Origin of the sequence: Aureibacter tunicatorum (assembly GCF_036492635.1) — a bacterium.
Lineage (GTDB): Bacteria > Bacteroidota > Bacteroidia > Cytophagales > Cyclobacteriaceae > Aureibacter > Aureibacter tunicatorum.
Map to the genome: position 1 here is coordinate 1,725,468 of NZ_AP025305.1, position 12,483 is coordinate 1,737,950.

Here is a 12,483-nt window from a genome sequence, read left to right on the forward strand (position 1 = left end):
CCATTAGTAAAAGTGTAATACACATTTAAAATAGTCTTTAGTAGAAACTTATCAATGAAATCATTAGTATTAATCCTAAAAACTTTCACCCTGCTATCTTTGATAGGATGGAATACCAAATCATCTCCAAACAAATCTCAGGTTAATCGTAAATCTGAAGAAACATACACCAAAAAAATTGATGAATTTATAACTGAATATTATAATAATGATCAATTTAATGGTAATGTTTTGGTCGTAAAAAAGGACTCTGTTCTGTTTCAAAAATCATTTGGCTATTTATCTGTTCAACAGGAGGTTGAACTTAATAAAAATTCAATTTTTAAAATCGGATCTATTGCTAAAGAGTTTAATGCTGTGGCTATTATGATGTTGCAAGAGCGTGGCCTATTGAACATAGATGATCCTATTTCAAAATACGAATTAAACTTACCTGATTGGTCTAGTAAAATAACTGCAAAACATTTATTAAACTACACAAGTGGTTTGCCTAGGATTGATACAGTATCGTGGCTAAAAAATGATGATGACGCTTGGAAAGTATTAAGAGAAAGTGACACCTTACTTTTTGAACCAACATCACGTTTTCTATATGATAATTCCAATATCTTTCTACAAAGACGAATAATTGAAAAAGTATCAGGCCAATCATATGAGAAATTCATTCTGGAAAATATTGTGAAACCATTAAAAATGGAACATTCTGTTCATGTTCCAGAAGAAGGTCACCCAAATAAAACATTCTGTTACGATAAGGATAAAAATCCTTGTCCGAAAATGGAATTTATAAGTGGTTGGTTATGGGTAACTGCAAATGATTTACATAAATGGGTTAAAGCTTTAAATGAGAATATATTAATAAGTCAAAAATCATTTGATGAATTATTAAGAAATCCATTTTTTAAGAGTACTGCTTCTTATCCTAATTATTCAACATCTCCATCTCCTTTTGGAGAGTATTTTGAAAAATCTAGAATTCATCGACACAATGGTATATCCTATCAATTTGAATCGATTTTAATTAATGATTTAAAAAATGATCTGGTAGTAATTGTTCTTTCAAATTACAGAAACAAAGTTTGGAATTTAGGACATTCGATACATAACATTTTATTAGACAAGCCTTATAAATCAATTTATGAGGCCATAAGAATTCGAACCATTCAGGATGTGGATTCGGGTATTAAAGCCTATAGAGAATTAAAAGAAAAGCATCAAGATTTATATCAATTCGATAAACCAAGCGATCTCAATAGATTAGGATATGAGTTGTTAAGAATGGATAAAAAAGAGGAAGCTATTAAAATTTTCTTATTAGCTACTTCTGAATTTCCAAATGACGCTAATTTATTTGATAGTTTAGGTGAAGGATATTTTGAGAATGGGCAATATGATTTATCATTGTTTAACTATAAAAAATCATTGCAAATGAACCCAGGAAACAAAAATGGCGAAGAGATGATTGAAAAGATTAATGCTATTTTAAATCAATAACTGGCTATAACAGGAAAATATAAAGCATTGAAACGCTTGATATTTCAAGCATTGTAACCAATTAGTAAAATTGTAATACACATTTAAAGTAGTCTTTAGTAAAAACGTATCAATGAAATCATTAATATTTATCTTAAAAACTTGCATCCTACTATCCTTTATAGGATGTAATACGAAAACATCTCAAAACAAAACTCAGGTTAATCGTAAATCTGAAAAAACATACACCAAGAAAATTGATGAATTTATAACTGAATATTATAATAATGAACAATTTAATGGTAATGTTTTGGTCGTAAAAAAGGACTCTGTTCTGTTTCAAAAATCATTTGGTTTTACTGATGGTACACAACAAACAAATTTAAATGACAAATCGATATTTGATATAGGTTCGATAGCAAAGCAATTTAATGCAGTCTCAATAATGATTCTTGTAGAAAGAGGTGCTATATCTTTAGATGACCCGATTTCGAAATTTGATTTAGGGCTTCCTGATTGGGCCAAAAAAGTCAAGATAAAACATTTGTTAAACTACTCTAGTGGTTTACCTCAAATCAACTACTCTAAAGTAAATAATGATGAGGATGTATTAATGGATTTGCAAAACATAAGCAGCTTACTTTTTGAACCAGGGATGAGCTTTAATTACAATAATAATAGCGTTTTTTTACAAATGAGAATTATTGAAAAAGTGACAAAGCAATCATTTAAAGATTTTGTTTCCGAAAATATTATTTTTCCTTTAAAACTTAGTAATTCTGTTTTCGACCCAAAATATGATTACCCGAATAGAACTAGATGTTTCAATTCAGACAAAGAAAATTATTCAGAACATTATTCGACTAGTGGATGGCTTTGGCTAGACATTAATGATATGTATAAATGGGTTGAAGCTTTGAATTCTAATAAATTAATATCTCAAAAATCTTTTGATGAATTATTAAGAAATTCATTTTTTAAGAATACTGCTTCTTATCCTAATTTTTCAAAATCTTCTTCTTTAGGAGAGTATTTTGAAAAATCTAGAATTCATCGACACAATGGTATAGCATATCAATTTGAATCAATTTTACTTAATGATTTAAAAAATGATCTGATAGTAATTGTTCTTTCAAATTACAGAAACAAAGTTTGGGATTTAGGACATTCGATACATAACATTTTATTAGACAAGCCTTATAAATCAATTTATGAGGCCATAAGAATTCAATCCATTCAGGATGTGGATTTGGGTATTAAAGCCTATAGAGAATTAAAAGAAAAGCATCAAGATTTATATCAACTCGATAAACCAAGCGAACTCAATAGATTAGGATATGAGTTGTTAAGAATGGATAAAAAAGAGGAAGCTATTAAAATTTTCTTATTAGCTACTTCTGAATTTCCAAATGACGCTAATTTATTTGATAGTTTAGGAGAAGGATATTTTGAGAATGGGCAATATGATTTATCATTGCTGAACTATAAAAAGTCATTGCAAATGAACCCAGAAAACAAAAATGGCGAAGAGATGATTGACAAGCTTAATGCTATTTTAAATCAATAACTGGTACATTAACCGTTACTATTAATTATAAAAAAACTTCGTAACAATCAGTAATAATTAATCCCCTAAAAAAACATTTTCAATGAAACATCAATTTTACAGTTTAATAGTTCTTCTATTAATATTTGCATCATGCTCAAGTGGCTCAAAAAAACAATTGGATAAAATTACTATTCAATCACAACAACTAGACTCACTTTTCAATTTCTGTTATTCAAATGGAATGTATAACGGAGCGGTTATAGTTACCAAGAATGACTCTGTCATTTATAAGAATTCATTTGGTTATGCCAACGAAGAAAACAAAGAAAAAATAACTCCTGAATCTGTTTTTTATATTGCTTCGGTTTCGAAACAATTCACCTCAATGGGGATAATGATATTAAGCGAACAAGGCAAACTATCTTTTGACGATAAAATCGAAGATATTTTTCCTAATTATCCCGCTTACCTAAAAAATATAACCATAAGACAACTTATGACTCACACCTCGGGAATTACAGATACCGAACTTTACAAACTAAAGGACCCGAGTAATGACGATGTTTTAGAATCTATTATGAAAGGAGATTCTTTAGAACTGGAAAACGGAAAGACCTTTAGATATAGCAACACGGGATATACATTGCTTGCTTTTGTCATAGAAAAGGTATCTGGAATGCCGATTGAAGAATTCTTTGAAAAAGAGATATTTGACCCTTTAAACATGCGCCACACTACTACTTCTATAAGGCGAAAACAAAATAACATGAAAACGGTCATTGGGTACAATTGGTTGGGTAAAAATGGAGGTTATAATTCTACTGTTGTTGGAGGTGGTGGAATATATTCAACAATTAATGATTTACAAAAGTACAACAAAGCACTGAACACGAATAAACTAGTTACTAAAAACACGCTAAATAAAGCTTTTACTAATGGACAATTAAGTGATCAAGAAAGTGATGGGTATGGCTTTGGTTGGTCTCTACGCGAAAAAGACAATAAAAAATATGTGCAACATGATGGTTATGTACCTGGTTATCGTTCTTTTATAAAAAAGAATTTAACTGATGGCTATGATTATATCTTTTTAACAAATCATGGAGATAAATTACCAATGAATGAGTTGATAAGCTCAATCGATAGTGTACTTGAACAATCCAAATATGTAAGACCAAAAAATCGTGTTGTCAATAAGATTTCACATGAGCTTAAAGTAAATGGCTCATCAAATTTATGTCAAAATATCAAAGATGAAATCATTAAAAATAAAGATCACTATACGATTGATGAGAACCGCATTAATTTATTAGGATATATGTATCTCAGAGATAATCAAACAAATATTGCAATAGAAATTTTTAAATTAAATACTTACTTACATCCAAATTCTGCTAACGTATGGGATAGTTTAGGTGAAGGGTATTATGAAAATGGGCAATTCGAATTATCTAAAGAAAATTATCAGAAAACGCTAGAGATGAATCCTGATAACGATAATGCAAGGGTAGTTATTGAGCGTATCGAAAAAGGACAAACTAAAAATAGCTAATGGCAACAACTAAGTCTTCGTATGGCCCGCAGAGTCCATTATGAAGGCTTAGTTGACTAAACAACCAATATCTTCTTAAAGCTCGTTCGGATCTCTGATCCTAATTATTATTCACATAATAGAGGCGAAACTTTTTAGGTTTACAACAGAATTGAAAACCCGCTTACCTCATAGATCAACTTACGAAAAACTCTGTTGAAATAATATTTTATTGACACTAATTTGCCTCTCCCTAATATTATAATTTTTATTTGATAATTTTAAAACTTGTAAAGTAAGGAACCCATAAGATATGTTTGATAAATGATTTTTTAAACTTAATTTTTCATATAAAATATTCGCTAAAACTAGTTAAAGGTTTCCCTACTAAAAGGAAATAAACGGAATTCGTGTTATTGGGATGTTGTAATCCATTAGACAATCAAAATAATGAATGATAAATTGATATTTAGAAAATTGGAAAAATCTGATTGGGAAAAAGTTTCACAGATTTATTCTGAGGGACTAGACACTGGTAATGCCACATTTGAAACGAATATACCAAGTTGGGAAAGCTGGAATAACAGCCATCTGAATGATTGTAGGCACGTTGCAGAAATAAATGGAAAAGTTGCAGGTTGGAGCGCTCTATCGCCTGTCTCTTCACGCTGTGTCTATGGAGGCGTTGCGGAGGTTAGCGTTTATGTGTCTTCAGAATTTGAAGGACAAAAAATTGGCACCAGACTTCTTGAGAAACTAATAAAAGAAAGTGAAGCTATTGGAATTTGGACATTACAAGCGGGTATCTTTCCTGAAAATTTAGGGAGTTTGAAAATTCACAAAAGACTGGATTTTAGAGAGGTAGGCTTTCGAGAGAAAATAGGACAATTAAATGGTGTTTGGCGAGACACAGTATTATTAGAGCGTAGAAGCAAAAAAATAGGGATTTAAAAAATGCATTACAGAAAAATGTATAGCCAATTGGGCATTTAGAAACGAATTAAAAGTAAAGACGTTTGTTTCGGCTAAGTGGTAAACCGAAAGTGGCCTGCTTCAACTCAACTCGACTATCCATATACATTACGTTAACAACAAACTGAAAAAATGATAGAATTTAAACCTTTCACTATTGATTATGCCGCAGAATATTCAAGCATTAGGAATGTGCCTGAGGTTCTTGATAATGGTTATGACAGGACACCCAACCCTTTTACCGAGAAAGATGCAGTAGAATACATAACTAAGGAAATAGGAAAGAGCCCTTCTGAGCGTTTTTTTATATTCTGGAATGGAAAATTAGCCGGAGAAATCGGGATTTCTATTCAAGAAGATGTTTTTAGACTAAACGCTGAAATAGGATATTTTGTAGGCAAAGAATTTTGGGGACAGGGCATAGCATCAAAGGCAGTTGAAAGAATGACCGCTTATGCCTTTGATAAATTTAATATTGTTAGAATAGTCGCAGGAGTTTTTGATTTTAATAAGTCTTCAATGAAGGTGTTGGAGAAAAATGGATACTATTTGGAATGCATTAGAAAAAATGCTGTCATTAAAAATGGGAAAATTTTTGATGATTATATATGGGTAAAATTGAAAGATGAAACGCCAATTGCTAACAATTAAGCTTTCGTATGGCTAGCAGTGCCTAATATGAAGGCGGTGTTGACTAAAATCAGTTTTAAATTCTTAATCAAAATGGAATAATGTTTTTGTTTTAGTTTCAGCTATTCTTAGGGATATGTATTAAATCGCAATTATTGAAAATTCGACAGATTAATATACTATCAATACTGATTTTAGAGTTTGCAAAGTATATAATCCTTTGAGTTTGTTTTAAATATGATTTTTTGGTCTTATTTTGTAATTGAAATAATTTTGATCTCCGCGGATAAGTAATATAAACGGAATTCGTGTTAATGGGATCTTTGTAATAATAAAAAAAGACATGAAAAAACAATTACTTTTCTTTTCAGTATTCATTTTTCTTTTTAGTTGTGATAATGATACAATAGTTCCGAATGATAATAAAATTAGCAAATACAGAATTGGTTATATGGACTATTATACTGGGGACTCTTTTTTTAATAAAAGGGTGCAATCAAGAAATAGTGTTGTTCATTTAGAATACAATTCTGATAATAGGCTTATTAAACGAATAGGAGGCATGTTTCCAATCTCTGTAGCATCTGGTTTTCGTTTGAATTTCACAGATCACGTTTATGATGAAGTTTCCTATCTTGATAATAAAATTGTTATTGAGAACAAATCTAGTTCCCCTGATATTAGTTCAAATAGAGAAATAGTGACTTATGTTTTAGATGAAAATAATAATATAAAGCAAAAAATAATTTCAATCAACTACGAAAATAATTTATTATCTGACACAACAAATTATTTTTATGATTCAGAGAATAGGCTGAATACAATTAAATCAATCAATGGGATAAGCACATTGTATTTTAATGATAAAAATAACCTGGACAGCATTGTTACCATTAAAAACCAAATAAAAGTGGTTGAAATATTTGAGAAGTTTGATAACGCTAAAAATCCTTTAAAACATTTAAATATATTTCCGGAAACTTTTAAAAGATCTCTTTCAGAAAATAATTATTCCATCTACAGAAAGTTTGGGTACAACCTTTCTCTTGGTGATGAGGAAGTCCAACGTCAAATTAATGAGTGGGAATTACAATATGATGAAAATGGAAATGTGATTTTTTAATTTTATTTTTTCTTTGAAATGATTTTAAGCCTATTCATTAACTCCGCAGATAAGTGAAATAAATGGAATTCGTATTGTTGGGATATTGCCTATTAATAATAAAAGATGCAACAACCAGATAAAGATAGAATTTTAGGCCTTCTGATAGGAAAAATGCCTGTCAGGGAGTTTGAATCGTGGCTATTTAAAGATTTGGAATTGGAGTCTAGAATAGGGTCTGATATGTATTTTGACTTAATAGACATTGATTATCGAGATAGTAATAGCTCCTGTATCGTGAGCCAGACATTAATGGGAAAGCATATAGATCCAGTTGAGTTGAAGGACTTTAAATATCATAAGGTTTTGGAACAAGCAGGCTGGTACCATGGTCGAAAAACGGAACAAACTGTTACAAGCAAAAAGTTAACACCTGAACTAAAGAATGCAAGGGATATACTCACCGAATTCGGAGGCTTGGAATTGATTTCGCCTTATAAATGTGATTATTGGACTCCGAGGAATATTTGCTTTCCTGAAACTATTGAACGCCTCAGTCATGGGGTGAAATATGGATTGGATAAACCATTAATCTGTTTTGCTCATATTGATGATTTCAATTCAGCTTTGTATATAGATGATGAGAACAATTATTATCTTCTAGATGATATTGCTAATATTGACCTTTTTAGATTTAAGGGAAACGAATTGTCAACATTGCTTCAGAATCTTATGGGTTTAGACGAACAAGGAAATTTCGAACTAACTGGGAGTTCAAATCGAAAATAAAATACAATTGCTGACAACACTGCTTTCCTACTGCTTGAAAAGTCCAATATGAAGGTGGTGTTGACTAAACTCCGTGCCTGTGGGCTTTGCGACTCGGTTGGTTTGGCATCTCTGATACGAACCTAATATGACCTAACATCTCTGATGTATAGCTTTGAACTCGTATCTAAAATTTCGGTTAAATTGTCATTCAAAATGGAGTTAGGAGTCTAGCTTTGGCTTTAGCGATATTTAGTATTAGTATTAATTTACGATAATTCAAAAGCTATTGTAATTAATACAATTCTTTTTTATTTTAAAGTTTAAAAAGTGTTTAATCCTTAAAGTGTGTTTTGAATATGATTTTTTGATTTTATTTTTTAATTTAAATAATCTTAATGATTGAATTCTGGGTAAAAGTGAAATAAACGGAATTCGGTTTATTGGAATATTGTTGTGTATATAGAAAAACCTCTAGGAAATAAATGATCGAATTACAATTAACGGGTGGAGCAAGAATTGGAATGGCAAATGCTACTTTTCCATTTGCGACCTTGAAGGTGAATAAAGACAGATTGGAATTGAATGCCTCTATAGTTGGAAACTTGACTTTCCAGTCTTCTGATATTATTTCAATTGAACCATATACAATGATCCCTATTCTTGGACAAGGAATTAAAATAAATCACACTGTGTCCAACTATAAAGAGCAAGTGATTTTTTGGACATTTAAAAATCCTAAATCAGTGGTTCAACGAATAAAAGAAACAGGATTTTTAAGCAATGAAAATCAAACAAATCAGAAGATTGACAGAACTATACTTGACAAACAAGCGAAAGGTGGATTTCCTATCAAAAAAGAATTTTCTATTGGAGCAATCATAGTTTGGAATCTACTCTTTCTAACTGATTTTATTCCTTTTTTCCTCGGGGAAAGAGAGGGAATTCCAATTGGAAACGGAGTTTTAACGGCAATCGGGCTTTTATTTTTGACTGCATTACTCAGTTTGATTTCAAGAGACTTTAGACGGCTAATTTTAAAAGAGGGACGAGAACTAAGCGATATAAAGAAATTTGCAGTTTTTGCTATGTTAATAAGCGGGTTTATGTTTTTGCAAATGGGTCTAATGACAAAAATTATAAATTAAAACACGACACCACAACAACTAAGTCTTTGTATGGCTCGCAGAGCCCAATATGAAGACCGTGTTGACTAAACTTCGTGTCTATGGGTTTTGAGATTCGGCTGGTTCGGCATCTCTAATGCGAACCTAATATGATTTTTTACCTTATTTTTTCATTGAAATGATTTGGTTTCAATGTGTGAATTCCGCGTATAGGTGAGATAAATGAAATTCGGTTTATTGGGATGTTACAACCAATTAAAATGAGAAAGTACATAACAATATTATTAATGACGATGTCAATTTTCTGTTCAGCACAAATTGATAAGAAAGCTGAAATGAAGAATGTAAGTGGGACTATAATATATAGTTTCATTCAAGACTCAAAATATCAGGACTATTACTGTTCTCTTAAGACCAAAATAGTGCTTGATTCATTGGCTTATGATTTTATTCCTCAAAATGATATAAACTGTTCAATAATTAGGCAAAATAGAGAATTTGAAAATTCAATAGGTATTGCAGATGCGTTTTTGACTCTTAATTTTGAAACGATTTTATGTGTTCATTACTCAAATGATAAAAGGCTACATAATTTCAATTGTGATTCAGTAATTAATGTTTATAGAATTAATAATATATATGATTCATTGCTATATAAGCCAGATTTTGAAGAGCCTATGACAATGAGAATTAAAAGTGATGCTATCTATTTAAAAAATCAGTCAGACACAGTTTATATTGCTTTGCAGTTTCATGGAACTGTGGTTAAGTATGAGAATATAGTTTTTGGAGAACAAACGGATTATAGAGTAATTATAATTGATGATGAGTTTGTAGAATTTGATGATTCTCATAGTCTTTGTCCATTTGAAAAATATAATTCAACAATAATGGCCTTGAATAAAGTAAATAAGATTGACATAATTGGCGCAGAAACAAAAAGTCAATTAGGATTAACAAAGTCGGAGTTGACAGAATTGAAGATATTTATGTATGAGTAATTTAATAACTTGGCTGGTTCGGCATCTCTGATGTGAACCTAATATGACCTAGCATCTCTGATGTATAGCTTTAAACTCGTATCTAAGATTCCGTTTAAATTGTTATTCAAAGCGAAGTTATGAACCTGCTTTAACCTCATCGACATTTAGTTTTTAGGTCACGATTTTTGAAAAACTAAGATTAATACACTTTCAATGCTGATTTGAGAGTTTGCAAAGTATATAATCTTCAGGAGATGTTTGAAATATGATTTTTTAGCCTTATTTTTTATTGAAATGATTTTAGTTTTAATGTGTGAATTCCGCACATAGGTGAGATAAATGAAATTCATTTTTTGGAATGCAATGAATAAATTAATGAAACAAATAATTTACATACTATTAACAATGATTCTTTCTTCTTGCTCTACTTCAACAGGAACAAGAACAGGCCTTAAAAGCATTGATAAACCAAAAGGGTTTGATAAAACGGAACTTGGACAAGAGTATAGTAAACTTCAAAAGATTTATAATGAAGAAAGACTTGATTTGTTTAAATCTCAATCATATGATGTAATCCAATTGGCTAAGAAATATGAAAATCAAAGTGAATTATACCTTTCAGAAGTTTATAATGAAAGTGCATTGTGTCTTAGAGTTGCAAACATGGAATTCAATGGTTTTAATGAATTTCCTAACAAAGACACGATATTAGATTTGTATATGCGCGCATACAAGCTTATTAATGAAAATGATAAAAAATTAACGTCAACATTTGCTGAAACGGTTTTCCAATTAGCGGATTGCTTAGAGCAAGACAATAATTTTGAATCTGCAATAAAATATCGGAAAGAGTATTATAATTTGAAAAAATCAATCTATGGAGAAGAAAACATCCAAACGGCTGACCCATTGATGTGGATTGGAGGTAACTATGAACATCAAGGTCAACTTGATTCTGCTTTGAAATATTACAGAATGGAAGTGAAATTAAGAGTGGCAAACTTTACTACAAAAAATAAAAAAGCAATTGAATCTCGTCTGAAAACAATAAAAGAAATAGAAGAAAAACTACTCTGAATAAAACTTAAATTGCACTAAAATGCAGTTTATTATTAAGCCGTTGTTAACAATAAGAAATGATAGATCGCTTAAAAATAAATTATAGACTTGATTCTCCATCAGAGGAGCAAATAATTAAAATGTGGAAAGATTTGAAATTAACGCCATTATCTCAATGGTCAGATAGTACCGAAAAATTGAGATTAGCATTCGAAAAAACACATTGTAATGGTGGAATTCAACTGCATAAGTTTCAAATAAGTGACAATCCGCATTTTCATTGGTTTGCAGTTAGAAATAGATTAGATGAGATTAACTTCATTAAAAAGCTATTTCAAAGACCAGAATTAAAGCACTATCGAAAAGCGCTTAAGGTCGAAAATGATAAACTCAAAATTAAATCTTTTAATTGGTATAGTGACATTTTCGACCTTTCTGGAATATTCGCTCGGATTTTAGGACAAGGGGGAGCTTATGAAAATTTAGATGCGATAAAAGCGTGGGAGGTCTCAACGGATTTCGTTAAGAATGAATTCGGAAATAGGTTTGATGAATTTAACAGATTCTCATATGAAACTGAAGGAGCAAATTGGTTCTGTAATATAGCGTGGGACTATTCGTTTTTGCTATTTGATAAAAGAAATAATCAAGTAATATTAATTGATGTAACGGATACGGATTAATTTTAAAACTAGCAACACTTATGTTGTACTTAATCATAATAGATAAATGGCAAGTGGCTTTATAATATTAAAAGATGGAAGGTGTTTTGCAAGAAGGTGGACTGGGTACGATGAGATAATTCGAATAGCTATAACTGAATTAGAGCAAATTGAGAATGGAAAGGATTTGGCTGAATGGTTAATGTTGCAAATTCCAAACTCAGAAGATGATGAAAGTGCTGATGCAGGTTGGGGGTTTCATAATTCTCGTATTGACGAATGGATAAACAGGGAGTTGGATTTAAGAAGTCTAACTAAGGAAAATCAAAAATTATTCTGGAGAGCAATTCAAAAAGGTAAAAATAAGCTGACAGAACAAGGTGTAGGTTATTCGCCACTTTCATTTGATTTTTTTTATGTGTTTTATGATATGTGCGAACGAGCTGAAAAAGGTGAGCCCCCTTTGGCGTTGACTGATTGGAATAAACTTGCCGATCCATGTACAGAACAAAACGGTCCAGGCTGGAAAAAATAAAATGAAAAGCTAAAAGTAAATAGCTCGCTACGTTAGCTTATGTCATTCTCAGCTAGTTTCATATCTCTGATACGAATTCTATATGAACTCTG

At 30.8% G+C, this 12,483-nt stretch carries 12 protein-coding genes; all 12 read left to right on the forward strand.

The features are described from left to right. Positions 1-54 precede the first annotated feature (54 nt). The 12 genes from AABK36_RS07400 to AABK36_RS07455 all read left to right on the forward strand — a co-directional run bounded on the left by AABK36_RS07400 (position 55) and on the right by AABK36_RS07455 (position 12,391). Positions 55-1,494, forward strand: a complete 1,440-nt coding sequence (locus AABK36_RS07400; protein WP_309941775.1) for a serine hydrolase — start codon at positions 55-57, stop codon at positions 1,492-1,494. A 112-nt stretch (positions 1,495-1,606) separates the two neighbouring features. Further along, entirely contained in the window at positions 1,607-3,040 is a 1,434-nt protein-coding gene (locus AABK36_RS07405) for a serine hydrolase (protein WP_309941776.1), read from the forward strand. 82 nt (positions 3,041-3,122) lie between these two features. Then, complete coding sequence (locus AABK36_RS07410) at positions 3,123-4,574, forward strand: serine hydrolase (protein WP_309941777.1); 1,452 nt, start codon at positions 3,123-3,125, stop codon at positions 4,572-4,574. A gap of 429 nt (positions 4,575-5,003) precedes the next feature. Continuing rightward, positions 5,004-5,504: a GNAT family N-acetyltransferase gene (locus tag AABK36_RS07415; protein ID WP_309941779.1), complete on the forward strand. Its 501-nt coding sequence runs from the start codon at positions 5,004-5,006 to the stop codon at positions 5,502-5,504. A 153-nt stretch (positions 5,505-5,657) separates the two neighbouring features. Continuing rightward, positions 5,658-6,176 carry a GNAT family N-acetyltransferase gene (locus AABK36_RS07420; RefSeq protein WP_309941781.1) on the forward strand — a complete coding sequence of 173 codons (519 nt, stop codon included), beginning with the start codon at positions 5,658-5,660 and terminating at the stop codon, positions 6,174-6,176. A 322-nt stretch (positions 6,177-6,498) separates the two neighbouring features. After that, positions 6,499-7,278, forward strand: a complete 780-nt coding sequence (locus AABK36_RS07425) for a hypothetical protein (RefSeq protein WP_309941782.1) — start codon at positions 6,499-6,501, stop codon at positions 7,276-7,278. A 105-nt stretch (positions 7,279-7,383) separates the two neighbouring features. Beyond that, complete coding sequence (locus tag AABK36_RS07430; RefSeq protein WP_309941784.1) at positions 7,384-8,046, forward strand: SUKH-3 domain-containing protein; 663 nt, start codon at positions 7,384-7,386, stop codon at positions 8,044-8,046. A gap of 464 nt (positions 8,047-8,510) precedes the next feature. Continuing rightward, complete coding sequence (locus AABK36_RS07435) at positions 8,511-9,173, forward strand: hypothetical protein (protein WP_309941786.1); 663 nt, start codon at positions 8,511-8,513, stop codon at positions 9,171-9,173. A 239-nt stretch (positions 9,174-9,412) separates the two neighbouring features. Beyond that, a complete protein-coding gene (locus AABK36_RS07440; protein WP_309941788.1) occupies positions 9,413-10,153 on the forward strand; it encodes a hypothetical protein in 741 nt (246 codons plus the stop codon). 357 nt (positions 10,154-10,510) lie between these two features. Further along, positions 10,511-11,212: a tetratricopeptide repeat protein gene (locus tag AABK36_RS07445; protein WP_309941789.1), complete on the forward strand. Its 702-nt coding sequence runs from the start codon at positions 10,511-10,513 to the stop codon at positions 11,210-11,212. A gap of 59 nt (positions 11,213-11,271) precedes the next feature. After that, on the forward strand, positions 11,272-11,877 hold the full coding sequence (locus tag AABK36_RS07450; protein ID WP_309941790.1) for a hypothetical protein: 606 nt from the start codon (positions 11,272-11,274) through the stop codon (positions 11,875-11,877). A 46-nt stretch (positions 11,878-11,923) separates the two neighbouring features. After that, positions 11,924-12,391 (forward strand): hypothetical protein, encoded by a 468-nt coding sequence (locus tag AABK36_RS07455; protein WP_309941792.1) that lies wholly within the window; start codon positions 11,924-11,926, stop codon positions 12,389-12,391. Positions 12,392-12,483 lie beyond the last annotated feature (92 nt).

Excerpts from the sequence above, each read along its gene's own strand:
- AABK36_RS07410 (WP_309941777.1), top strand. The coding sequence starts at position 3,123 with ATGAAACATCAATTTTACAGTTTAATAGTTCTTCTATTAATATTTGCA.
- AABK36_RS07425 (WP_309941782.1), top strand. The coding sequence starts at position 6,499 with ATGAAAAAACAATTACTTTTCTTTTCAGTATTCATTTTTCTTTTTAGT.
- AABK36_RS07445 (WP_309941789.1), top strand. The coding sequence starts at position 10,511 with ATGAAACAAATAATTTACATACTATTAACAATGATTCTTTCTTCTTGC.
- AABK36_RS07415 (WP_309941779.1), top strand. The coding sequence starts at position 5,004 with ATGAATGATAAATTGATATTTAGAAAATTGGAAAAATCTGATTGGGAA.
- AABK36_RS07435 (WP_309941786.1), top strand. The coding sequence starts at position 8,511 with ATGATCGAATTACAATTAACGGGTGGAGCAAGAATTGGAATGGCAAAT.
- AABK36_RS07405 (WP_309941776.1), top strand. The coding sequence starts at position 1,607 with ATGAAATCATTAATATTTATCTTAAAAACTTGCATCCTACTATCCTTT.
- AABK36_RS07420 (WP_309941781.1), top strand. The coding sequence starts at position 5,658 with ATGATAGAATTTAAACCTTTCACTATTGATTATGCCGCAGAATATTCA.
- AABK36_RS07450 (WP_309941790.1), top strand. The coding sequence starts at position 11,272 with ATGATAGATCGCTTAAAAATAAATTATAGACTTGATTCTCCATCAGAG.
- AABK36_RS07455 (WP_309941792.1), top strand. The coding sequence starts at position 11,924 with ATGGCAAGTGGCTTTATAATATTAAAAGATGGAAGGTGTTTTGCAAGA.
- AABK36_RS07400 (WP_309941775.1), top strand. The coding sequence starts at position 55 with ATGAAATCATTAGTATTAATCCTAAAAACTTTCACCCTGCTATCTTTG.
- AABK36_RS07440 (WP_309941788.1), top strand. The coding sequence starts at position 9,413 with ATGAGAAAGTACATAACAATATTATTAATGACGATGTCAATTTTCTGT.
- AABK36_RS07430 (WP_309941784.1), top strand. The coding sequence starts at position 7,384 with ATGCAACAACCAGATAAAGATAGAATTTTAGGCCTTCTGATAGGAAAA.